The sequence below is a fragment of the Pseudomonas sp. JV449 genome, assembly GCF_032424295.1.
GTDB lineage: Bacteria > Pseudomonadota > Gammaproteobacteria > Pseudomonadales > Pseudomonadaceae > Aquipseudomonas > Aquipseudomonas marginalis.
In genome coordinates this window covers 107,247-128,510 of the sequence record NZ_VYKD01000033.1, presented here as the reverse complement: position 1 = coordinate 128,510, position 21,264 = coordinate 107,247, and the positions used below count along the sequence as shown (strand labels likewise).

24 protein-coding genes are annotated in these 21,264 nt (G+C 63.0%); 13 read left to right on the top strand and 11 right to left on the bottom strand.

Annotated features, from left to right (window positions below):
• The first annotated feature begins 151 nt into the window (after window positions 1-151).
• A complete protein-coding gene (locus F6S08_RS28775) occupies window positions 152-1,036 on the top strand; it encodes a sugar nucleotide-binding protein (protein ID WP_027605180.1) in 885 nt (294 codons plus the stop codon).
• 158 nt (window positions 1,037-1,194) lie between these two features.
• Here the strand turns inward: F6S08_RS28775 and F6S08_RS28770 are convergent, their stop codons facing one another.
• From F6S08_RS28770 to F6S08_RS28750, 5 genes are all read right to left on the bottom strand, one after another.
• On the bottom strand, window positions 1,195-1,893 hold the full coding sequence (locus tag F6S08_RS28770; RefSeq protein WP_027605181.1) for an OmpW/AlkL family protein: 699 nt from the start codon (window positions 1,891-1,893) through the stop codon (window positions 1,195-1,197).
• A 94-nt stretch (window positions 1,894-1,987) separates the two neighbouring features.
• Window positions 1,988-2,509, bottom strand: a complete 522-nt coding sequence (locus tag F6S08_RS28765) for a DUF3299 domain-containing protein (RefSeq protein WP_315872666.1) — start codon at window positions 2,507-2,509, stop codon at window positions 1,988-1,990.
• A 90-nt stretch (window positions 2,510-2,599) separates the two neighbouring features.
• The gene (locus F6S08_RS28760; protein ID WP_027605183.1) at window positions 2,600-3,865 is read right to left on the bottom strand and encodes an ABC transporter permease; all 1,266 of its coding nucleotides are present in this window, start codon (window positions 3,863-3,865) and stop codon (window positions 2,600-2,602) included.
• A 1-nt stretch (window position 3,866) separates the two neighbouring features.
• Window positions 3,867-4,577, bottom strand: coding sequence for an ABC transporter ATP-binding protein (locus F6S08_RS28755; RefSeq protein ID WP_065925133.1), 711 nt, complete (start codon window positions 4,575-4,577; stop codon window positions 3,867-3,869).
• Between the two features lie 6 nt (window positions 4,578-4,583).
• A complete protein-coding gene (locus F6S08_RS28750; protein ID WP_137211979.1) occupies window positions 4,584-5,183 on the bottom strand; it encodes a DUF2796 domain-containing protein in 600 nt (199 codons plus the stop codon).
• 132 nt (window positions 5,184-5,315) lie between these two features.
• On the opposite strand from F6S08_RS28750, the gene F6S08_RS28745 reads away from it, so the two are divergent.
• A complete protein-coding gene (locus F6S08_RS28745) occupies window positions 5,316-5,663 on the top strand; it encodes a hypothetical protein (RefSeq protein WP_315872665.1) in 348 nt (115 codons plus the stop codon).
• On the opposite strand, the gene trxA is transcribed toward F6S08_RS28745, so the two are convergent.
• The 4 genes from trxA to F6S08_RS28725 all read right to left on the bottom strand — a co-directional run bounded on the left by trxA (window position 5,660) and on the right by F6S08_RS28725 (window position 8,975).
• Window positions 5,660-6,532: a thioredoxin gene (trxA, locus tag F6S08_RS28740; protein WP_315872664.1), complete on the bottom strand. Its 873-nt coding sequence runs from the start codon at window positions 6,530-6,532 to the stop codon at window positions 5,660-5,662. The two genes, F6S08_RS28745 and trxA, sit on opposite strands and share 4 nt — an antisense overlap.
• Window positions 6,533-6,583: 51 nt before the next feature.
• Window positions 6,584-7,606 carry an Abi family protein gene (locus tag F6S08_RS28735; protein ID WP_315872663.1) on the bottom strand — a complete coding sequence of 341 codons (1,023 nt, stop codon included), beginning with the start codon at window positions 7,604-7,606 and terminating at the stop codon, window positions 6,584-6,586.
• Between the two features lie 263 nt (window positions 7,607-7,869).
• Entirely contained in the window at window positions 7,870-8,523 is a 654-nt protein-coding gene (locus F6S08_RS28730) for a class I SAM-dependent methyltransferase (protein ID WP_065924910.1), read from the bottom strand.
• Window positions 8,520-8,975 (bottom strand): YbaY family lipoprotein, encoded by a 456-nt coding sequence (locus F6S08_RS28725; RefSeq protein WP_027605189.1) that lies wholly within the window; start codon window positions 8,973-8,975, stop codon window positions 8,520-8,522. Before F6S08_RS28725 ends, F6S08_RS28730 begins: the two co-directional genes overlap by 4 nt.
• Window positions 8,976-9,115: 140 nt before the next feature.
• Here F6S08_RS28725 and nrdR point away from each other — a divergent pair, with 140 nt between their 5' ends.
• From nrdR to F6S08_RS28670, 11 genes are all read left to right on the top strand, one after another.
• Window positions 9,116-9,586: a transcriptional regulator NrdR gene (gene nrdR / locus F6S08_RS28720; protein ID WP_027605190.1), complete on the top strand. Its 471-nt coding sequence runs from the start codon at window positions 9,116-9,118 to the stop codon at window positions 9,584-9,586.
• Complete coding sequence (gene ribD / locus F6S08_RS28715; protein ID WP_065924909.1) at window positions 9,583-10,719, top strand: bifunctional diaminohydroxyphosphoribosylaminopyrimidine deaminase/5-amino-6-(5-phosphoribosylamino)uracil reductase RibD; 1,137 nt, start codon at window positions 9,583-9,585, stop codon at window positions 10,717-10,719. Before nrdR ends, ribD begins: the two co-directional genes overlap by 4 nt.
• A gap of 47 nt (window positions 10,720-10,766) precedes the next feature.
• On the top strand, window positions 10,767-11,429 hold the full coding sequence (locus tag F6S08_RS28710) for a riboflavin synthase (RefSeq protein ID WP_065946586.1): 663 nt from the start codon (window positions 10,767-10,769) through the stop codon (window positions 11,427-11,429).
• Window positions 11,430-11,444: 15 nt separating this feature from the next.
• On the top strand, window positions 11,445-12,536 hold the full coding sequence (gene ribBA / locus F6S08_RS28705) for a bifunctional 3,4-dihydroxy-2-butanone-4-phosphate synthase/GTP cyclohydrolase II (protein WP_065924907.1): 1,092 nt from the start codon (window positions 11,445-11,447) through the stop codon (window positions 12,534-12,536).
• Window positions 12,537-12,624: 88 nt separating this feature from the next.
• Window positions 12,625-13,101, top strand: a complete 477-nt coding sequence (ribE, locus tag F6S08_RS28700; protein WP_003176356.1) for a 6,7-dimethyl-8-ribityllumazine synthase — start codon at window positions 12,625-12,627, stop codon at window positions 13,099-13,101.
• A complete protein-coding gene (nusB, locus tag F6S08_RS28695; protein ID WP_027605194.1) occupies window positions 13,098-13,598 on the top strand; it encodes a transcription antitermination factor NusB in 501 nt (166 codons plus the stop codon). The genes ribE and nusB overlap by 4 nt, the downstream gene beginning before the upstream one ends.
• A gap of 18 nt (window positions 13,599-13,616) precedes the next feature.
• Window positions 13,617-14,582: a thiamine-phosphate kinase gene (thiL, locus tag F6S08_RS28690; RefSeq protein WP_315872662.1), complete on the top strand. Its 966-nt coding sequence runs from the start codon at window positions 13,617-13,619 to the stop codon at window positions 14,580-14,582.
• 64 nt (window positions 14,583-14,646) lie between these two features.
• Window positions 14,647-15,375: a substrate-binding periplasmic protein gene (locus F6S08_RS28685; RefSeq protein WP_074848255.1), complete on the top strand. Its 729-nt coding sequence runs from the start codon at window positions 14,647-14,649 to the stop codon at window positions 15,373-15,375.
• 129 nt (window positions 15,376-15,504) lie between these two features.
• Complete coding sequence (ribA, locus tag F6S08_RS28680) at window positions 15,505-16,122, top strand: GTP cyclohydrolase II (RefSeq protein WP_065924905.1); 618 nt, start codon at window positions 15,505-15,507, stop codon at window positions 16,120-16,122.
• Window positions 16,119-16,538 (top strand): hypothetical protein, encoded by a 420-nt coding sequence (locus F6S08_RS28675; protein WP_027605198.1) that lies wholly within the window; start codon window positions 16,119-16,121, stop codon window positions 16,536-16,538. Before ribA ends, F6S08_RS28675 begins: the two co-directional genes overlap by 4 nt.
• Window positions 16,535-17,323 (top strand): cobalamin-binding protein, encoded by a 789-nt coding sequence (locus F6S08_RS28670; protein ID WP_065924903.1) that lies wholly within the window; start codon window positions 16,535-16,537, stop codon window positions 17,321-17,323. Before F6S08_RS28675 ends, F6S08_RS28670 begins: the two co-directional genes overlap by 4 nt.
• Before the next feature lie 18 nt (window positions 17,324-17,341).
• On the opposite strand, the gene F6S08_RS28665 is transcribed toward F6S08_RS28670, so the two are convergent.
• Both F6S08_RS28665 and dxs read right to left on the bottom strand, forming a co-directional pair.
• On the bottom strand, window positions 17,342-19,231 hold the full coding sequence (locus tag F6S08_RS28665) for a TonB-dependent receptor domain-containing protein (protein WP_065924902.1): 1,890 nt from the start codon (window positions 19,229-19,231) through the stop codon (window positions 17,342-17,344).
• Window positions 19,232-19,325: 94 nt separating this feature from the next.
• Entirely contained in the window at window positions 19,326-21,224 is a 1,899-nt protein-coding gene (gene dxs, locus F6S08_RS28660; protein ID WP_065924901.1) for a 1-deoxy-D-xylulose-5-phosphate synthase, read from the bottom strand.
• Window positions 21,225-21,264 lie beyond the last annotated feature (40 nt).

The window sequence follows — 21,264 nt, the reverse complement described above, 5'->3', positions numbered from 1 at the left end:
CCCACTCCAACAAGTTGCAACCCCGCACTTTATCCGTGACGGTTGCGCTACAAACCCGCAAAATGCAACGATTCTGGAATAAACCTACGGCACGCCTCACGGGCTTGCCGACCATAACCATCGTTCCAAACAGACCGGGCCTGCTCAATCTATGCGAATGCGCCTTATGTTACTGGGCGGCGGGAATGCCCTCGGGCAGGCGCTGATTCGCCTCGGTGCAGAGGAAGACATTGGTTTCCTCGCACCCAAACCGCCCCAAGACGGCTGGGATGCCGCAAGCCTCACCCAATTGCTCGACGACACCCGTCCCGATGCGTTGATCAACCTCGCCTACTATTTCGACTGGTTCCAGGCCGAAGCCGTCAGCGAAACCCGCCTGGCCGCCCAGGAGTTCGCCATCGAGCGCCTGGCCGAATTGTGCCAGCACCACAACATTACCCTGCTGCAACCGTCCAGCTACCGCGTGTTCGATGGCTCCCGCGCCACCGCCTACAGCGAAAAGGACGAGCCGGTGCCCTTGGGCCTGCGGGGCCAGGCGTTGTGGCGGATCGAGCAAAGCGTGCGCGCGACGTGCCCGCAACATGTGCTGTTGCGTTTTGGCTGGCTGCTGGATGACAGCGTCGACGGCACCCTCGGGCGCTTCCTGGCCCGGGCCGAGAAACCGGATGAGTTGCTGATGGCGGACGACCGCCGCGGTAACCCGACGCCGGTGGACGATGCCGCACGGGTGATCATCTCGGTGCTCAAGCAACTCGATTGCGCGGCGCCGCTGTGGGGCACTTACCACTACGCCGGGCATGAGGCGACCACGCCGCTGGCGCTGGGCCAGGCGATCCTCACCGAAGCGCGCAGCTACCATGCGCTGGCCATTGAAGCGCCCACCGCCCAGGCCCACGCGGCACGGCCGGATGCGGCAGACGAACCGCAGCATGCGGTGCTGGCCTGCAAGAAAATCCTCCACACCTTCGGCATCAAGCCGCGGGCGTGGCGAGCGGGGTTACCGGCATTGCTGGACCGGTTCTACCGCCACAGCTGACTCAATACAAAACCAAATGTGGGAGGGGGATTGCTGTAGTGAGCGGGCTTGCCCCGCGCCGGACTGCGCAGCAGTCCCATTGGACCGCGGTGCACCCAGCGCGGGACAAGCCCCCTCACTACAGCAACCCCCCTCCCACATTGGTTATGCAGTGTTGCTTAGAACTTGTAGCCGATACCCACCATGTAAACCATCGGGTCAACGTCCACATTGACCTTGGCACGGGTGCCAGGCGCCACGGCGTTGTTTTCCACGGTGGCCTTGGTGCTGATGTCGATGTAGCGCGCCTGGGCGTTGATCATCCACTTGTCGTTGATCATGTAGTCCGCGCCGATCTGCGCAGCCCAGCCCCAGGAGTTCTCGGCCTTGAAGTTGCTGAAGCCGGCTTCGGAGGCGCGGCTGCCGACGTGTTCGTCGTAGATCCAGGTGTAGTTGATACCGGCGCCTACGTACGGTTGGAACGGGGATTTATTGTCCAGCGGGTAGTACACGACGCTCAGGGTCGGTGGCAGGTGTTTCAGCGTACCGAGCTTGCCGTTGGCGGCGCCGAGGGCGGTGCCCTTGATCTTCACGTCATGCTCGAACGGCGTGGCGGCCAGCAGTTCGATACCGACATGGCTGGTGAGCATGTACGCGAAGTTCAAACCCAGCTGGGTGTCGCTGCTCATGGTCGCCTTGCCGCCCAGGTTGGCGCCGGCCAGTGGGCCCTGGTCAACTTTGACGGTGCTGCTGTCTGCCTTCGGGTTCACGGTGATTGCACCGGCACGAATCAGAATGTCGCCCGCTTCGTGAGCGTGGACGGCAGGGGCGGCGAGTGCGAGGGCGAAGAGGGACGCGCCGAGCAGAGACTTGTTCATGGGAGCTCCAGAGGACGTTTAGAAGTTGTACGTCCAATGGTAAAGATCGTTCCGTCCGGTCTGTTGATTCAGCTCAATGAAAGGGCGATCAGCGTTATTCCGGCAGTTCGTAGATATAAATTTTCTCGGCATCCATTTGGTAGCCGGCGTCGGCCAGTTCACTGGTGGACGGTTTGACCTGCATCGCACCCTCGATCCAGTACGGCTGGTAGAGCTCATCGAGTTTCACGCCGAGTTCGCTTTTCACGTGCACGATCTGGTTCGATGGCGGTGGCGGCACATGGATGCACGCGCCGAAATACGGCACCAGCAGGAACTCGGTGGTGCGGCCTTCTTCGCTGACTTCCAGCGGCACGATATACCCGGGCAGGCGGATGTGCTGGCCATCGAGGCTCTGCACCACCGGCGCATTGGGCAGATCCTGCTTGGCCGCTGGTGCCGCTTCGACGGACAAGGCATCGGCCATGTTCGACAGGTTGTGCAGCGGTTTCATATTGGGGATTTCCGGTGGCGCGTCCGGCGGGATCATCTCCTGCCAGGACAAATCCCTGGGCTTGTCCTCCGCCCAGGCCGGCACGGCCACCAGCAGCAATAACGCAAACAGAGCGCGACGCATGAAGACTCCTCAGTGGGTAGCTGCAAGTTGCAAGCTTCAAGTAAAAGCCGATTCGCTTGAGGCTTGTAGCTTGAAACGTACAGCTGCTGTTCACAGCCTTATGGACAGGCCATCGGCCAGGGATTGTCGGTAGGCGCGCCAGGCGGGCACGCTGCCCATCAATAGCGCTGCCGCCAGGATACCGGCGAGCAAGGTCCATTCATATTCGCTGGGCCACGACATCGGCAGGTCGAGGCCGTAATTGGCCTGCAAATACCCGCGCGATGCGGCGATGCACACATACAGCAAGCCCACGCCTGCGATCACGCCGGACAGGGCCAGGGCGAAGGCTTCGAAAATCAGCAAGGTTGCGATATGCCACGGCCGCGCGCCCACCGAGCGCAGGATCGCCATTTCGCGGCGGCGTTCGTTGAGGCTGGTGAGGATCGCCGTGAGCATGCCGATCAAACCGGTCAGCACCACGAACAGCGAGATCACGAACAAGGCTTTTTCGGCGGTGCCCATCATGCTCCACAGCTCTTGCAGCGCCACGCCGGGCAGGATCGCCAGCATCGGTTCGCCACGGAATTCGTTGATCTCCCGCTGCAGGGCGAAGGTGGAAATCTTGTTGTTCAGGCCGAGCATAAAGGCCGTGATGGCTTGCGGGGTGAGGTCCATGTTGCGCGCCTGGTCGGCGCTGATGCGGCCTTTGCCCTGGGCCGGTACGCCGTTGTGCCAATCGATATGGATCGCCTCCATACCGCCGAGGCTGATATGCAGCGTGCGGTCCACCGGCGTGCCGGTGCGCTTGAGAATACCGACCACGGTGAACGGTTTGTCATCGTGTTTTACCAGGCTGACCACCGCCACGCCGTGGGCCAGCACCAGCTTGTCGCCGAGCTTGTAGTGCAGGGCATCGGCGACTTCGGCGCCGAGTACTACTTCGAACGGGTCGGTGGCGAAGGCGCGGCCGCTGGCCAGTTCCAGGTTTTGCTTGCGCCCGTACTGGTAGTGCTCGAAGTAGGATTCGTTGGTGCCCATTACGCGGTAGCCACGATGGGAGTCGCCGAGGGAAATCGGGATCGCCCATTTCACCTGGGGGCTGGCGGCGAAGTGCTCGTAGCTGTCCCACCGAATGTTGTTGGTGGCGTTGCCGATGCGGAACACCGAGTACAGCAGCAGGTTGACCGAACCGGAGCGGGCGCCGACGATCAGGTCGGTGCCGCTGATGGTGCTGGCGAAACTGTTGCGCGCCTCAACGCGCACGCGTTCCACCGCCAGCAGCAGGCACACCGACAAGGCGATGGCGAAGGCGGTGAGGATCGCGGTAAAGCGGCGGTTAGCCAGGCTGGCCATGGCTAGACGAAACAGATACATCTCAAACCTCTGCGGGCGTGGCGGCGCGATTGAGTTCGGCCAGCGACAGGTTGCGGTCGAACAGCGGCGCCAGGCTCTGGTCATGGCTGACAAACAACAGGCTGGCGCCGGCTTCGCGGCATTCGGCGAACAGCAGTCGAATGAAGGCTTCGCGGGCGTCGTAGTCCAGGGCCGAGGTGGGCTCGTCGGCGATCACCAACTCCGGTTGGCCGATCAGCGCACGGGCGGCGGCCACCCGTTGCTGTTGGCCGATGGACAGCGAGTCGGCGCGGCGCTCCAGCAAGTCCTTATCCTTCAGGCCCAGGTGCGCCAGCAATGTGGCGGCGGCTGTGTCGACACTGCCGTGGCGCAGCTTTGCCCGTTGCGCGCGTAGCTTGGAAAAGTGACAGGGCAGCTCGACGTTCTCGCGCACCGACAGGAACGGCAGCAGGTTGAACTGCTGGAAGATATAGCCGGTGTGGTCAACGCGAAAGCGGTCCCGGGCGCCGGCCGAGAGTTCGGTCAGCTCCTGGCCGAGCAGGCGGATACTGCCCAGGCTGGGCTTCTGCACACCGCCGAGCAGGCCGAGCAAGGTGGTTTTGCCACTGCCGCTCGGCCCCTTGAGAAACAGGGTTTCCCCCGCTTCCAGGCGGAACGCGGGGATGTCCAGCAACTGTGGGTGACCGGGCCAGTTGAAGCCCAGGTCAGACAGTTCGATCAATGGGTGGGTCATGGGCACTCAGAACTTCAGGGTGGCTGCTGTGGCCGTCGCTTCAACACCTTGCTGGCCGCTCGGGCCGATCAGTTGTACCTGAATTTTCTGGGTGGCGGGGAAGGTCTTGAACACCTGGGTCAGGTCCAGGTTGCCCAGGGCGGTCGGCGTGGCGCAGGTGAATTGGTAGTGGGCGTGGATTTCACTGTGATCGTGATGATGCTCGTGGGCGCCGTCTTTGGCGTCGTGGTCATCATCGTCATCGTGGTCGGCTTCCGGTTTGTCGCCGAACAGCGGGCTGTTGAGTTCCTGGGAGCTGATCACGCAACCCGCGGCCTTGGGCAGGTTGAACAGGGCCAGTGGGTTCTCCAGCTGTTTGCGGGCGGCGGCGACCTTGGCTTTGTCGGCTGCGCTGGTGGCGAGGTGTTCGAAGCCCACCAGGTTCATCGCCGGGCTGTCCAGTTCAAGCTCCAGGGCCTGGCCGTCGAGTACCGCGTTAAGGCGGCCTACGCCATGCTCGTGGGCGCCGAGGCTGCCGTGTTCGTGATCGTGGTCATGCTCGTCGGCGGCATGAGCGATGGCGAGTGGCAACAGGGCAAACGGCAATGCAAGCAACAGACGGCGCATGGGAAAGCTCCAGGAGATGAAAGTTTTGTTATGTGATCTTATAACAATAGTGCCGAGAGTTTGCCCGCCCGCTTGGCGTTGCGCAAGCCGCATGGGAGCATGCTCGTCAGAAAAAATGCAGGAGTAAGGACGATGTTGCGAATTCGTGGAACCATCGGCGACCTGCCGGTGGACTTGACCCTGGAGCTGGACGACGGCGATTGGGTACGACTCGGCGCGCAGCTGCAGGCGACGCCAGTGGCAAGCGCGACCGCCGCGCCGGCAGCGCCGGTCAAGCCGAACGGTGATCTGTGGCAGAACGCCCAGGACCTGTTGCGCAACGCCGGGCAACTCAGCGGCCTGGAACTGCTTGATCGACTGGAAGGTTTGGCGGGGGATGCCGCGGCGGGCAAGCGCCTGTTGGTGCGCCTGCGCCATAGCGCCAAGGTCAAGGTGGCCAGCGGCGGGGATACGCCGCTGTACAGTTGGATCGGCGATTAGTACAGCGCGGCGAACAACTTGCGGCGGTACACGGTCACCAGCGGGTGATCATTGCCCAACAGCTCGAACACCTGCAGCAAGGTCTTGTGCGGCAGGCCTTCGCTGTAGCTGCGGTTGCGGATAAACAGCTTGAGCAAGCCTTCCAGCGCCGCGTCGTACTGCTGGCGCGCCAGCTGCTGGATGGCCAGTTGATAGGCGGCTTCGTCGTCCTGCGGGTTTTGCGCCAGGCGGCTTTTCAGCTCGGCGGTGTCCGGCAGGTCGGCGGCCTGGCGCAGGAAGGTGAGTTGCGCCTTGGCGCCGGCGAGGGCGGCTTTGTGGTCATCGCTCTTCACTGCATCGAGCACGGTTTGGGCTTCACCCAACTCACCGCGTTCGGCCAGGCAGCGCGCGTACAGAATCAACGCGGCAGCGTTGGTGTTGTCTTCACCCAGCAGCGCCACCAGCACGGCCTCGGCGTCGCTGATGCGGCCATCGGTAAACAGCGCCTGGGCCTGCTCCAGCGGGTCAGCCGCCGCCGGTGGTGGCATCTTCACGTGAGGCTCCAGCAGCGCCCGCACCGCCGACTCCGGCTGCGCCCCGGCAAACCCATCCACCGGCTGGCCATCCTTGAACAGCACCACCGTCGGCAGGCTTTGAATGCCAAAGCGCGCGACGATGTCCTGCTCGGCCTCGCAATCGACCTTGGCGAGCAGCAACTCGCCCTGATAACTCTGGGCAATCTGCGCCAGCATCGGCATCAACGCCTTGCACGGCGCGCACCACTCGGCCCAGAAATCCACGAGCACGGGTTTTTCGAAGGAGTTCTGGATCACGGCCTGGTCGAAATTGGCGCTGGTGACGTCGAAGATGTACGGCGTGGGCTCACTCATGGGGCGTCTCGAATAAAGCGGGAATGGGGCAACTATAAGGGCTGGCGAAGGCTACCGGAAGCAGCGGGGTGTTCTGTTTCCAAGCGCATGCCAAAAAGGGTCCTGATACCAATCGAGAGGGAAGCCCATCGCTTTCAGGCTAACTTCCGGAAATTCGTAAATAAGGCGATGCAGGCGTTGATCCCAGTGACTGTGGGGGCTCACCTGATGCATCAAGTGATTCAGAATGCAGAGTGCTGCAAAAATGCGGGTGTGTGGCCCTGGCTGAAAGAGCTGTCCCGGCCATAAGAAGTTGGCTTTCCTTGGCAGTTCGGGACGAATGCCTAACTCTCGGTTCCACAGTCGTGAATGATGGGCGCACATGTTTCGAATGGTGGTCAGGGTGTGCAGCCAGGACTGCATGAGGGGGGCCGCAAGTCCCAGGCGCTTGGCAATGGCCTTTTTATCCGCGTCTTTCGCCAAGCCCTTATATAAGTGGGATAAATCACCCAGCGTCAGTTCCTCCAACATGGCCCAGCCTGGCATAAGAGGTGGGTGGACGTAGGTTGCTGGGTAGTAACGGGCGTAGCTTTCTTTAGCTCTTTGGCGTTTAAGGAGGCGTTTTCTCATGTCGTCCGAGCGCAATCGATCGATGCTCTCGCATTCGCGCTGGAAGTGACGCATGGCTGTGGATTGTTTGAGGGACAGCGTCGTAAGCAGCCGCTGATGATCGAACATCTGATGGAACATCTGCGAGTTTATATACCAGTGACTGCCATGGGCGGGCCCCATGTGGTTGCTGATGGCCGAGCGCGATGCTATTTCGACTCTCTCGATGGCATCCATGGTCAGCAAGCGAAGCTGTCGGTCGAAGTCGTAGAGACGAGTTAACTGTTCAAACTGGCTACCGTCACGAAAACGATGGTTGACATCCTCCGGCTGCTGAAACGGCCGCATATAGGGGGTGAGCCGAAAGAAGCTGACCGATTGCAAAAAAGACGCGGCGCCAACCTCGTCCTGAACATTCAATCCGCGGTGCTTGAGCAGCTCAAGCTGGGCAGGAACGTCAATGGCGGGTTTGCTGAATGTCCTCATACCCAAAAAATACCGGGCATAAAAAACCCGCACAATTTGTGCTTGGCTACTGACGCAACCAGAGGCATGGCGGGTGTATTGCCGCAAAGATTAGTGAGCTGCCCGTTTTTTTGCAAGCGGGTTGCGTGGTCAGCAATGAGTGAAACTGTTTGGAAAAGCATGCAGGTCGATTGTCCAAGCCGCGTGCGAAAGGAGGGCATTTTCCATGCGCCTCTTTTCGTTGTCTTAACCAATCTATTGCTGAACCTTTGTAAGGTGCAGCTTTAACGCCGCGAATGGTACAGGCTCACCTTGCGAAACTCCCAAGGCTCGGCCAGGTCCGGCAACGTCAGTGCATCGAGTATCTCCAGCCGCCGATAAGCCGGGTGCTGGAAGTCCCGCACGCGCGAGTCCGCCACCAGCGCTTCGCGGCCTCGGCTGAGGAAGTGGTCGAGCAACGGCAGGTTGGCGCGGTCGTAGAGCACGTCGGCGACCAGGATCAGGTCGAAGCGGTCGGCTTCGGCGAAAAAGTCCGGCGAGTAACTCAGTTCCACACCGTTGAGTTCGGCATTCGCCCGGCAGGACGCTAACGCCAGCGGATCCAGGTCGCAGGCCACCACTTCCAGCGCGCCGGCTTTAACCGCCGCAATCCCGGCCACACCGGAGCCCGCGCCGAAATCCAGCACGCGCTTACCTTTCACCCATTGCGGGTTCGCCGCCAGATACCGCGCCAGCGCCAAGCCGCTGGCCCAGCAAAAACTCCAGTAGGGCGGTTCATGCAGGATGCGCCGGGTTTCCTCGGGGCTGAAGGCGCGGTCCATGTTGTCCGCATCCAGCAGCCACAATGAAAGCGTGGTATCCGGCAGCGGGCAGGGCAGCAGTTGGGCGTCGCCGATCAGCGCGCTCAGGGCGCGCTGCAAGTCCAGCGGCGGCGTCATGGTGCCTTGACGAGTTCCAGGGGGCCGGTGGTCTGGGTGATCGCCTGGGTGATGCGTACGGCAGGCAGGTGCAGGATCAACTGGCCGGATTGGCTGGCACGGCCACGCAATTCAACCCGCGCACCGGCTGGGAACGCCTCGGGGTTGTAGCGCAGGCGGAAGGCCAGGGGCTTGCCATTGCCGGTCAAGACGCTGCTCGCCAACAGTTGTTGCGGGCGCGAACGGTCATCGATCACCAGCAGCGCCATCTCGACTTCGGCGCCGGCCGGCACGTTGGTGAGGCTGCCGCTGATTTCGCGTTGATAGGCGGGCAGGGGACCGAGGTCTTCAATGCCGGGGACTTTTTTCTCTTGTGCGGGCGTCGGTTGAGGGGCGGCCGGCTTGGGGGCTTCGCTGCTGCAGGCGACCAGGACACTGAACACGGTGAGCAAAACAAGTGGTCGTAACTGCATGTACGGCTCCAGAAAAGGACAAAATCCGTGGCTTGAAATATAAGAAACATATAGGCCTGCCTATATACCGTAAAGGCTATAGCTTGTCTTGCCACAGGGATGCGCTACCATGGCCCTCCCTTTTTTTGTTGCCTGCCACCATGCACTGTCCCTTCTGCGGTGCCAACGACACCAAGGTCATTGACTCGCGTCTGGTCGCCGAGGGCGATCAAGTGCGTCGCCGGCGCGAATGCCTGGCCTCTGGCTGCGGTGAACGTTTCACCACCTTCGAAACCGCCGAACTGGTATTGCCGCGCCTGATCAAGTCCGACGGCAGCCGCCAGCCTTTCGACGAAGAAAAACTGCGCGCCGGTATGCAGCGCGCCCTGGAAAAACGCCCGGTGAGTGTCGAGCGGCTGGAGGCGGCGCTGGCGCATATCAAGCACAAGCTGCGCGCCACCGGCGAACGCGAGGTCAAGAGCCTGGTGGTGGGAGAGCTGGTGATGGGCGAGCTGCAAAAGCTCGACGAAGTCGCCTATATCCGTTTCGCCTCGGTGTATCGACGCTTCCAGGACCTCAACGAGTTCCGCGAAGAGATCGACCGCCTGGCCCGTGAGCCGGTCAAAGAATGAACCCACTTTCTGCTGAACAGGCTGTGCTGGACGCCCATTACATGGCCCGCGCCCTCGAACTGGCGCGCAACGGCCTGTACACCACCCACCCCAACCCGCGTGTGGGCTGCGTGATTGTCCGCGCTGGGCAGATTGTCGGCGAAGGCTGGCATGTGCGCACCGGCGAGCCCCATGCGGAAGTGCATGCCTTGCGGGCTGCCGGTGACAAGGCGCGCGGCGCCACGGCGTACGTAACCCTCGAGCCCTGCAGCCACTACGGCCACACCCCGCCGTGCGCCGATGCGCTGGTGAGTGCCGGGCTGGCGCGGGTGGTCGCAGCGATGCAGGACCCCAACCCGGAAGTCGCCGGGCGCGGCATGCAGCGCCTGGCCCAGGCCGGGATCGTGGTGCGCAGCGGCGTGCTGGAAGGTGAAGCCAGGGCCCTGAATAAGGGCTTCCTCAAGCGTATGGAGCATGGCCTGCCGTTTGTGCGGGTCAAGCTGGCGATGAGTTTGGACGGCCGCACTGCCATGGCCAGCGGCGAAAGCCAATGGATCACCGGCCCCGCCGCCCGCGCCGCCGTGCAGCGCCTGCGTGCCGAGGCCAGCGTGGTGCTGACCGGTGCCGACACCGTATTGGCCGACGGCGCACGCCTGACCGTACGCGCCGCCGAACTCGGCCTGGACGACGCCACCACGGCCCTGGCCATGTCGCGCCCGCCGCTGCGTGTGCTGATCGACGGCCGTTTGCGCGTGCCGCTCAACGCACCGTTCTTTAAAGCCGGCCCGGCGCTGGTCATCACCTGTGTCACTGCGGAAAACCAGTTCCCCCGTGGCCCCGAGTGCCTGGTGGTGCCGGGCGTGGACGGCCAGGTCGACCTGCGCTCGGCGCTGGTGGCGCTGGCCGCCCGTGGCGTCAACGACGTACTGGTGGAAGCCGGCCCAAGCCTGGCGGGCGCGTTTGCCCAGCAGGGCCTGGTGGACGAATACGTGATTTTCGTCGCCGGCAAGTTCCTCGGCTCCGCTGCCCGGCCTTTGCTGGACTGGCCACTTGAGAAGCTGGCCGACGCTCCCCAACTCAAGATCACTGAAATGCGCGCTGTAGGCGACGACTGGCGAGTCACTGCCATCCCTGTGCCAGCAGCGAGCGTATAATTCTGACCGGGCGCTCAAGTGCCCGCACCGTTTTCCAGGAGAAGGCCATGTTCACCGGCATTATCGAATCCATCGGCAGCATCCGCGCCATGACCCCCAAGGGCGGCGACGTGCGCCTGCTGGTTGAAACCGGCAAGCTCGACCTCGGCGACGTCAAGCTGGGCGACAGCATCGCCGTCAGCGGCGTGTGCCTGACCGTCGTCGAACTGCCGGGCAACGGCTTTGCCGCCGACGTCAGCCGGGAAACCCTGGACTGCACCGCGATGAACGACCTCAAGGCCGGCAGCCCGGTCAACCTGGAAAAAGCCCTGACCCCGACCACCCGCCTGGGCGGCCACCTGGTCAGTGGCCACGTCGACGGCGTCGGCGAAGTGGTGGCCCGCAGCGAAAATGCGCGTGCCGTGGAATTCCGCATCCGCGCGCCCAAAGAGCTGGCCAAGTACATTGCCCATAAAGGTTCGATCACCGTCGACGGCACCAGCCTGACCGTGAACGCCGTGAATGGCGCCGAATTCGAACTGACCATCATTCCCCACACCCTGAGCGAGACCATCATGGCGTCGTACCAGCCTGGTCGCCGGGTGAACCTGGAAGTCGACTTGCTTGCCCGTTACCTGGAGCGCCTGCTTATGGGCGATAAGGCCGCAGAGCCTGCCGCCGGTAACATCACTGAAAGTTTTCTGGCCGCTAACGGCTACCTGAAATCCTGACCAAGGGGGTGCCCTGTGGCGCTCAATAGCATCGAAGAACTGGTTGAAGACATCCGCCAAGGCAAGATGGTCATCCTGATGGATGACGAAGACCGCGAAAACGAAGGCGATATCATCATGGCCGCCGAGGCCTGCAAGCCTGAGCACATCAACTTCATGGCCAAGCACGCCCGTGGGTTGATCTGCATGCCCATGAGCCGCGAGCGCTGCGAGCTGCTCAAGCTGCCGTTGATGGCGCCGCGCAATGGTTCAGGGTTTGGTACCAAGTTCACCGTATCGATTGAAGCGACCACCGGCGTCACCACCGGCATTTCCGCCGCCGACCGTGCCCGTACCGTGCAAGCCGCTGCCGCCAAGGACGCCAAGGCCGAAGACATCGTCAGCCCCGGCCACATCTTCCCGTTGATGGCTCAACCGGGCGGCACCCTCGCTCGCGCCGGCCACACCGAAGCCGCCTGCGACCTGGCGCGCATGGCCGGTTTCGAGCCCTGCGGCGTGATCTGCGAAGTGATGAACGACGACGGCACCATGGCCCGCCGCGCCGAACTCGAAGCCTTTGCCGCCGAACACAACATCAAGGTCGGCACCATTGCCGACCTGATTCACTACCGGATGATCCACGAACGTACCGTTCAGCGGATTGCCGAGCAGCCACTGGACAGCGAACTGGGCCAATTCAATTTGGTGACCTACCGTGATTCGGTGGAAGGCGACGTGCACATGGCCCTGACCCTGGGCAGCATCTGCGCCGACGAGCCGACCCTGGTGCGCGTGCACAACATGGACCCGTTGCGCGACCTGCTGATGGTCAAGCAACCGGGCCGCTGGAGCCTGCGCGCCGCCATGGCTGCGGTGTCCGAGGCCGGCAGCGGTGTGGTGCTGCTGCTGGGTAACCCGGTGGATGGCGACGTGTTGCTCGCACATATTCGCGAAACCGCCGAGCAGACCCAGGTGAAAACGCCGACCACCTACAGCATCGTCGGCGCCGGTTCGCAGATCCTGCGTGACCTCGGTGTGCGCAAAATGCGCCTGATGAGCGCACCGATGAAATTTAATGCGATATCCGGATTCGATCTGGAAGTTGTAGAATACGTGCCCTCCGAATAAAGGCCGGCGCTTTTTGCCCCTTGTTCGCGGTTAAATCATCACTGAGGGACGCACTTTTCGCGTCCCGGCTCTTTAAGAGATTTGTCGAATGACCCTGAAGACCATCGAAGGTACCTTCATCGCCCCCAAAGGCCGCTATGCCCTGGTGGTTGGCCGCTTCAACAGCTTCGTGGTTGAAAGCCTGGTAAGCGGTGCCGTGGATGCCCTGGTTCGCCACGGTGTGAGCGAGAGCGACATCACTATCATCCGCGCCCCTGGCGCCTTCGAAATTCCACTGGTTGCGCAAAAAGTTGCTCAGCAGGGTGAATACGCGGCGATCATCGCCCTGGGCGCGGTCATTCGTGGCGGTACTCCGCACTTCGAATACGTGGCCGGCGAATGCACCAAGGGCCTGGCCCAGGTGTCCATGGAGTTCGGCGTGCCAGTCGCTTTCGGCGTACTGACCGTGGATTCCATCGAGCAAGCCATCGAGCGTTCCGGCACCAAGGCCGGCAACAAAGGCGCTGAAGCTGCCCTGTCCGCCCTGGAAATGGTCAGCCTGCTGTCGCAGTTGGAGGCCAAGTGATTTCCGACGAGAGCGATTGCTTCAACCCACGCGACGAGCGCCCAGCGGACGCCGGCAAGCCGTCGAAAAGCGAAAAGCGCCGTGCTGCCCGCCAGCTCGCCACCCAGGCGCTGTACCAGCGTCACATGGCTGGTACCTCGCTGAACGAGATCGAAGCGCAGTTTCGCGTCGATAACGACTTCACGTTTGCCGACCAGAGCTACTTCCACGACATCCTGCACGGCGTTCCGGCCAACCTGGCCGAGATCGATGCGGCATTGACGCCGTGCCTGGACCTGACCCTCGAAGAACTGGACCCGGTTGAACTGGCTGTACTGCGCCTGTCCACCTGGGAGCTGCTCAAGCGCGTCGACGTGCCGTACCGCGTGGTGATCAACGAAGGCATCGAACTGGCGAAAGTCTACGGTTCGACCGACGGTCACAAGTTCGTCAACGGCGTGCTCGACAAGCTGGCCCCGCGCCTGCGTGAAGCCGAAGTGAAGGCGTACAAGCGCTAACCTGCGCTTGAGTCCTGAATGGGTGAGTTCGAGCTGATCCACCAGTACTTCGCCGCCGCGCCGTGCGCACGGGGCGGCGAGGGCATTGCCCTGGGGATCGGCGACGACTGTGCCCTGCTGGCGCTCCCCGCCGGGGAGCAACTGGCAATTTCCACCGATACCTTAGTGGCCGGCGTGCACTTTGCCGACCCCTGCGACCCGTTCCTGCTCGGCCAGCGCTCGCTGGCCGTGGCGGTCAGCGACCTGGCCGCCATGGGCGCCCACCCCCTCGCGTTTACCCTCGCACTCACTACGCCGACCGTCGATGCCGATTGGCTGCAACGCTATGCCCAGGGGTTGAACGCCATGGCGCAAAACTGCGGTGTGGGCCTGGTGGGCGGCGACACCACGCGCGGTCCGCTGAGCCTGACCCTGACCGTGTTTGGTCGTGTCCCGGCCGGTCAAGCGTTGACCCGCAGCGGCGCACAGCCGGGCGACCTCTTGTGTGTCGGCGGCGAGTTGGGTAATGCCGCCGGTGCCTTGCCGCTGGTATTGGGGCAGCGCAGCGCCGATGCCGCGATTGCCGACCCGCTGCTGGCCCATTACTGGTCGCCACAACCGCAGTTGGCCTTGGGCCTGGCTCTACGGGGCAAGGCCACATCGGCGATGGATATTTCTGACGGTCTTCTGGCCGATTGCGGGCATATCGCCAAGGCCTCGGCTGTCAGCCTGTTGATCGAGCGCCAGAAGCTGCCGCTGTCCCACGCGTTGCTGGCGTTTGTCGGTGATGACGAGGCGCGGGTCGCCGCATTGAGCGGCGGCGATGACTACGTGCTGGTGTTCACCCTGCCGCCCGTCGAGTTGGCGCCGTTGCTGGCTGACGGTTGGCCGGTGCATGTTATCGGCCAGGTCCAGGCGGGGCAGGGCGTAACGCTGCTTGACGCTCTCGGGCAAGACATCACCCCGGCCATCCGGGGCTATCAACATTTTTGCCCGGCACCTTGAATCGCGTGCTGCGCTACGCTCTATTACGTCGTTCTGGATGCTGGATTTGCAGGAGATCATCGCCATGGATGTACGCCGCTGGCTGCTGATGCTGCTGTGTGCCCTTCCGGCATGGTCCCAGGCGCAGGAGGTGCCGGTGGTGCCCGGCAAGGTCATGCTGGCCAGCGAGGCCTGGGACGACTACACCAATGCCGACGGCAGCGGCCTGGCCTGGGATGTGTTGCGGCACGTCTTCGAACCGGTCGGGATCACCCTGCAAACCCGCATTGAGCCCTATACCCGCTCGGTCGGCCTGGCCCAGCGCGGTGAAGTGGATGGCTGGGTCGGTTCCTACCGCGATGAAGTCAAGGGTGTGCTCTACCCGCACTGGAACTTCGATTCCGACCCCATCTACGCCCTTGGGCTGGCGACCTCGCCGATACCGAGCGCCGCGACGCTGGGGGATTATCGCCTGGCCTGGGTGCGGGGCTACAAGTACGAGGCGTATTTGCCCCATGTGCGCCGTTTCAATCAGATCCAGCGGCGCGATGGTATCTTGCCGATGCTGCAGCACGGTCGTGTCGACTTCTACATTGATGCGCTCACCGAAGCCCGATACATCCTCAGTCAGGCGGATGTCCAGTCCCAGTTCCGACTTACCCACATCATTGACCTGCCGCTCTACGTTGGTTTTGCCGATACCGAGCGTGGGCGGGCATTACGCACCGTGTTTGACCAGCGCATGGCGGTCCTGGTGAACAGCGGCGAGCTGAAGCCGATTTTCCTGCGCTGGAAACTGCCTTATCCGTTCTGACCTGCATAGAACCGGGACGAAGGCCAATCAAACCGATTGATCTTTATCAGCGATAATTCAGCTTAAGCGTCTGTAGGAACCTGCTGTTACAATGCCCGCCTCTGTGAAATCTGAAATCAGGAGCACACGGTGCCCGTCGTTTTCGTCGCTGCTTCCAAGCTGCCTACCCCTTTTGCCACGTTCACCATGAGCGGCTTTCTCGAAGAAGCCACCGGGCGCGAGCACGTTGTGCTCAGCCTCGGCGATATCGCCGATGGCGCACCGGTTCTCGGTCGCGTGCACTCCGAGTGCCTGACCGGCGATGCGCTGTTCAGCCAGCGCTGTGACTGCGGCTCGCAACTTGAAGCGGCGATGCGCGCCATCGCCCGTGAAGGCCGTGGGGTGCTGTTGTACTTGCGTCAGGAAGGCCGTGGCATTGGCCTGCTGAACAAGATTCGCGCCTACGAGCTGCAAGACGGCGGCGCCGATACCGTCGAGGCCAACGAGCGCCTGGGCTTCGCCGCCGACCAGCGTGACTACGCGATCTGCCTGCCGATGCTGGAGCACCTGGGCGTGAAGTCCCTGCGCCTGATGACCAACAACCCGCGCAAGGTCAAAGCCTTGACCGAGATGGGCATCACCGTGGCCGAGCGCGTACCGCTGCACACCGGGCACAACCCGCACAACAAGCTCTACCTGGCGACCAAGGCCAGCAAGCTCGACCACATGATGGGCAACGAGCATCAAGGCGAGGTCGACCGCGCGTGACCCGTGGCCAGGTGAAACGGCGACTGTCCTTCAGCTGGTGGCAGTACCTGGCCCTGGCGCTGCTCCCGCTGTTCGTGATCAACCTGGTGTTTGGCCAGGCCGAGCCCTTGTTGCCGGTGCTGGCCATGCCGTTCTTCATCGCCGGCGTGGCGTCGATGTTTCTCAGCCTGCGCTACTTCAACGGCTATAAACACGCCCTGATCGCCACCTCCAAAGCCCTCGATACCGCTGAAGAACCGGCTGCCTGGATCACCCTGGCGGCCCGTCGGCGCACGGCCTTGATGGTGGCGGCCGTGCCGGCGTGGGTGGGCGCACTGGCGGTGTTCGTCGGCCTGGAGGCGGTGCCGCTTTTCCTGTTGGCGCTGTCGACGACGGTGCTGTTTTACCTCTACCGCATCCCGCGTCAGTTGGGATGATGCGCCGCTGGCTGGCGATTCTGCTGCTGGCATTCAGTGCCCAGGGCCTGGCGGTCGAACGGGTCGTGAGCCTGGCGCCCTCCCTGTCTGAAATCGTGGTTGAGCTGGGTGCTACCGACCTGCTGGTGGGCGTGCTCGATGGCGGTGAGCGGCCAGCGGCGCTGGCGAACGTGCCGTCGGTTGGGCGTTATGGGCAGTTGGACATGGAGCGCCTGCTGAGCCTCAAGCCCGACCTGATCCTGCTCTGGCCCGGCAGCGTCGGCCCCGCCCAGCGCGAGCAACTGCAGCGCCTGAATATCCCGGTGTATGTCGCCGAACCCCATAGCCTTGAACAAATGACCACCCAGGTCCAGGCCATCGCCGAGCAATTGGGCCGTGCCGACGCCGGCCGGCAATTGGCCGCGCACCTGCGCCAGCGCCTGGCGCAGTTGCGTCAGCGTTATCAGCGGGCCGAACCGTTGCGGGTGTTCTACCAGGTGTGGAACCAGCCGCTGTACACCGTGGGCGGCGGCCAGATCATCAGCGACGCGCTGAGCGTGTGCGGTGCGCGCAATGTGTTTGACGACCTGAAGCTGCCCGCGCCGCAGGTCAGCATCGAGTCGGTATTGCAGCGCAATCCCGAGATGATCCTGGTGGGCGATCAGGCTCAGAGGGAAGCCTGGAAGATCTGGCCAGCGATGGCGGCGCGGGTGCGGCTGGTTCCGGATAAAGGCCTGGAACGGCCCAGCGGGCAGATGCTGGAAGCGCTGGCGCGGCTGTGTCAGGTGATCGCTCCGAGCCGTTGAGACCAGTCCGGGCGACAATCAGATTTCAGGTGTCCAGGTCACGCCAAACATCCACGTCCGGCCTTCTTCACGGTAATCGTGATTGTTGACGAATGCCGGATCGTTGTAGCTGTAGCGCGCCCGCGCATAAGACTTGTCCAGCAGGTTGTCGACCTTCAGCGACAGCCCCACTTCCCGCGTCACCGCCCAACTGCCGCGCAGCCCGAGCAACCCATAGCCGCCCAGGCGCTGGGTGTTGGCTTCATCGTCATAGCTGTGGCTGATCGCCTGCCAACTGGCGCCCACGCCCACCTGGTCGAATTGCCGGTCCAGGTCCAGGCTCAACGTACGCCGCGCCCGGCGGGCCAGGGTGTGGCCACTGTCGCGGTCGCGCGGGTCGATGATCGACAGTCCGAGGTTGCCTTGCCAGCCGAACAGGTCCTGCTTGAGCGCCGCCTCAACACCGTTGAGGCGTGCCGACGCCACATTCTGCGGCTTGCCGGTTTGGTCGAGAATGATCGCATCGCTCAAATCGGTGCGGTACAGGGACGCTTCCAGGCGCGTGCTGTCACTCAACTGGCTGCGCCACTGCAGTTCGTAGCTCTTTGATGTTTCGGGCTGCAGGTGGGGGTTGCTGTACTTCGTGTCCGGATAATAGAGGTCGTTGAAGGTCGGCGCGCGGAAGCCTTCGCTGTAGCTCAGCAGCACGTCATTGTCGGGGTTGACCGGCAAGGTCAGGATGCCGCTCCAGCTGTTCTGCCCGCCGAACTGCTGGTTCTGGTCGTGACGCAGGCCCAGTTCGGTGGAAAACCACGCGCTGTGAAAGCGATGCTGCATAAAGGCGGCGCGGTTCCAGCGGCTGTTTTCGGTAAAGGTGGTGGAGCCGTGGAAGCGGTCTTCGTACCAGTCGCCGCCGAGGATCAGGCTGTTCTGCTCATCCAGCCTCAGGTCGTTCTGCCAGTTGACCGAATCACGGTAGGTGTTGAATACGCTGAAATCCTCGCTGAGGGTGTCGCGCTTGGTGTCGCGGTTCTCGCTGTGGCCCAGCTCCAGGCGCGATTGCCAGTGCTCATTGAGCGTGGCGTCGACATAGCCGCTGGCGCTGCTCACGGCGTAGTCGGTGTAGGGTTTCTGGCTAACGGTTTGCCCGGTGGCGGCGTCGTAGCGGCCGAAGCTGTTGTCGTACTCCGATTTGCCGCGGTTATCCAACAGATTGAAGCCCACCTCCAGTTCATCGCTGAAGGAGTGGCTGAGGTTCAGGCTCACGGACTGGTTGCGATAAGCATCATGGTCACCGTCGCTGGGGAACGACTGGCGGGTTGAGTTGATGCCGGCAGTGTCATCCAGGCTCGCGCCCAGGTTGAAGCGCGTCTGTTTGTCACCGCCCGAAAGGCCAAGGCTGCGCTCCCAGGTGTTGTGGCTGCCGAACCCGAGTTTCACGCGCGGTTGCACGCCTTGCTCGGCATTGCGCCGGGTGAATACCTGGATCACGCCGCCAATCGCGTCGCTGCCGTAGATCACCGAGCGCGAGCCGCGCAGCACTTCCACCCGCTCAATCTGGTCGACGTTGAGGTATTGCAGGCCGCTGTCGCCGGAGGTGGTGTTGGCGATGCGCTGGCCGTCTACCAGCACCAGGCTTTGGGCGGACTTGGTGCCCCGCAGGTAGATGCCCGGCAAATTGCCACGGCCGCCGGAGGGTGCGACTTGTACACCGGGCACACGGCTGAGCAGGTCGGTGAGGCTGGTGGGTTGCAGGCGGTCGATGTCGTCGCGGGTGAACACGGTGTTGGCGGCGCTGCTGTCGTTGCGTGCCTGGACCTGGCGGTTGGCGCTGATGACGACGTCGGGGAGTTTCAGGGCGTTGTCGCGGGTGTCGGAGAGCAATTCAGGGGAGGGCAGAAGCAGCAGGGCAAGGTACAGGTGTTTCATGGGCTGTCCATAGCGCTTGAGGATGGCACCAATCAAATGTGGGAGGGGGCAAGTCGAATCGTCGCACCGCCCCTCCCACATTGGGTCCCGGTTTCTACTGGGCCAGCAGCGCCAGGCGCTCGCGCACCGAAGCCTCGATCCCTGCTTCATCCAGCCCGCACTCAGCCAGCATCTGCGCCGGCTTGGCATGTTCGACGTAGGTATCCGGCAAGCCCAGGTGCAGCACCGACCTGAGGATGTTTTCCCGCGCCAGGAACTCACTGACCGCCGCACCGGCACCGCCCATGATGGCGTTCTCCTCGACGGTCACCAGCAGCTCATGACTGCCGGCGATGTCGCGCACCAGGGCTTCATCCAGCGGCTTGACGAAGCGCATGTCGACCACGGTGGCGTCGATCTTCTCGGCCACCTTGAGCGCTTCGGCCAATTGCACGCCAAACACCAGGAACGCGGTCCTGCTGCCCTGGCGACGCACAATGCCCTTGCCGATTTCGATCGGCTCCAGGTCCTTCTCGATCAGCGCGTTGGGGCCGTTGCCCCGTGGGTAACGCACGGCGGCCGGGCCGTTATACAGGTGGCCGGTGCTGAGCATCTTGCGCAGTTCGTTTTCGTCGCTCGGCGTCATCACCAGCATGCCGGGGATGCAGCGCAAGTAGGACAGGTCGAAGCTGCCCGCGTGAGTCGGGCCGTCTTCGCCGACTAGACCGGCGCGGTCGATGGCAAACAGCACGTCGAGGTTCTGCACGGCGACGTCATGCACCAACTGGTCATAACCCCGCTGCAGGAACGTTGAGTAGATTGCCACCACCGGCTTGGCGCCTTCGCAGGCCATACCGGCCGCGAACGTGACAGCGTGCTGCTCGGCAATGGCCACGTCGAAATAGCGCAGCGGGAAACGCTCGCTGAACGCCACCAGGTCGGAGCCTTCCTTCATCGCCGGGGTAATGCCCACCAGGCGTGGGTCGACGGCGGCCATGTCACACAACCATTCGCCGAACACACCGGAGTACTTCGGCCCGCTGGCTTTTTTCGGCGCAGCGGCGGGGGCGTCCAGGGGTTCCAGCTTGGTGATCGCGTGGTAGCCGATCGGGTCGACTTCCGCCGGGGCGAAGCCTTTGCCTTTCTTGGTGACGATGTGCAGGAACTGCGGGCCCTTGAGGTCGCGCATGTTGCGCAGTGTGGCAATCAGGGTCGGCAGGTCATGGCCGTCGATGGGGCCGATGTAGTTCCAGCCCAGCTCTTCGAACAGCGTGCCGGGGACCAGCATGCCCTTGGCATATTCTTCGGTACGCCGGGCAATTTCCCAGGCGCCGGGCAGACGCGAGAGCACCTTCTTGCTGCCTTCGCGCATGCTGGCATAGGTGCGGCTGGAGAGAATCTTGGCCAGGTAATTGGACAGGCCACCGACATTGCGCGAGATCGACATGTCGTTGTCGTTGAGGATCACCAGCATGTTGGCGTTCACTTCCGGCGCATGGTTCAGCGCTTCGAAGGCCATGCCGGCAGTCAGCGCGCCATCACCGATCACGGCGATTGCCTTGCGGTCGCTGCCTTGCAGCCGGGCGGCAATCGCCATGCCCAGCGCTGCGCTGATCGAGGTGCTGGAGTGGCCGACGCCAAAGGTGTCGTACTCGCTTTCGGCGCGGCGCGGGAAGGCGGCAACGCCGTCCTTCTGGCGCAGCGTGCCCATGCGCTCGCGGCGGCCCGTGAGGATCTTGTGCGGATACGCCTGATGGCCCACGTCCCACACCAGCCGGTCATCCGGGGTGTCGAACACGTAGTGCAACGCGATGGTCAGCTCGATGACGCCCAGGCCGGCACCGAAATGCCCACCGGTCTGGCCGACCGTGTAGAGCAATTCCAGGCGCAACTCATCGGCCAGGGTTTCCAGCTCGGCTTCACCCAGACGACGCAGGCCGTCCGGCGTGGCAGCACGGTCGAGCAGGGGCGTGGACGGGCGCTTGCGGGGAATCTCTTGAAACGTCGTGGGCATCAGGCGAATCGTTATAGGTATAGAAGAGGCGGCAGTTTAC

Bases quoted from the DNA above. Each gene is read 5' to 3' on its own strand.
- F6S08_RS28750 (WP_137211979.1), bottom strand. From the start codon at position 5,183: ATGCGCCGTCTGTTGCTTGCATTGCCGTTTGCCCTGTTGCCACTCGCC.
- F6S08_RS28760 (WP_027605183.1), bottom strand. From the start codon at position 3,865: ATGTATCTGTTTCGTCTAGCCATGGCCAGCCTGGCTAACCGCCGCTTT.
- F6S08_RS28735 (WP_315872663.1), bottom strand. From the start codon at position 7,606: ATGAGGACATTCAGCAAACCCGCCATTGACGTTCCTGCCCAGCTTGAG.
- F6S08_RS28725 (WP_027605189.1), bottom strand. From the start codon at position 8,975: ATGCAGTTACGACCACTTGTTTTGCTCACCGTGTTCAGTGTCCTGGTC.
- F6S08_RS28770 (WP_027605181.1), bottom strand. From the start codon at position 1,893: ATGAACAAGTCTCTGCTCGGCGCGTCCCTCTTCGCCCTCGCACTCGCC.
- nrdR (WP_027605190.1), top strand. From the start codon at position 9,116: ATGCACTGTCCCTTCTGCGGTGCCAACGACACCAAGGTCATTGACTCG.
- trxA (WP_315872664.1), bottom strand. From the start codon at position 6,532: ATGAGTGAGCCCACGCCGTACATCTTCGACGTCACCAGCGCCAATTTC.
- thiL (WP_315872662.1), top strand. From the start codon at position 13,617: ATGGGTGAGTTCGAGCTGATCCACCAGTACTTCGCCGCCGCGCCGTGC.
- F6S08_RS28665 (WP_065924902.1), bottom strand. From the start codon at position 19,231: ATGAAACACCTGTACCTTGCCCTGCTGCTTCTGCCCTCCCCTGAATTG.
- dxs (WP_065924901.1), bottom strand. From the start codon at position 21,224: ATGCCCACGACGTTTCAAGAGATTCCCCGCAAGCGCCCGTCCACGCCC.
- ribD (WP_065924909.1), top strand. From the start codon at position 9,583: ATGAACCCACTTTCTGCTGAACAGGCTGTGCTGGACGCCCATTACATG.
- F6S08_RS28765 (WP_315872666.1), bottom strand. From the start codon at position 2,509: ATGCGTCGCGCTCTGTTTGCGTTATTGCTGCTGGTGGCCGTGCCGGCC.
- F6S08_RS28685 (WP_074848255.1), top strand. From the start codon at position 14,647: ATGGATGTACGCCGCTGGCTGCTGATGCTGCTGTGTGCCCTTCCGGCA.
- F6S08_RS28710 (WP_065946586.1), top strand. From the start codon at position 10,767: ATGTTCACCGGCATTATCGAATCCATCGGCAGCATCCGCGCCATGACC.
- F6S08_RS28730 (WP_065924910.1), bottom strand. From the start codon at position 8,523: ATGACGCCGCCGCTGGACTTGCAGCGCGCCCTGAGCGCGCTGATCGGC.
- F6S08_RS28775 (WP_027605180.1), top strand. From the start codon at position 152: ATGCGAATGCGCCTTATGTTACTGGGCGGCGGGAATGCCCTCGGGCAG.
- F6S08_RS28745 (WP_315872665.1), top strand. From the start codon at position 5,316: ATGTTGCGAATTCGTGGAACCATCGGCGACCTGCCGGTGGACTTGACC.
- F6S08_RS28670 (WP_065924903.1), top strand. From the start codon at position 16,535: ATGATGCGCCGCTGGCTGGCGATTCTGCTGCTGGCATTCAGTGCCCAG.
- ribE (WP_003176356.1), top strand. From the start codon at position 12,625: ATGACCCTGAAGACCATCGAAGGTACCTTCATCGCCCCCAAAGGCCGC.
- F6S08_RS28755 (WP_065925133.1), bottom strand. From the start codon at position 4,577: ATGACCCACCCATTGATCGAACTGTCTGACCTGGGCTTCAACTGGCCC.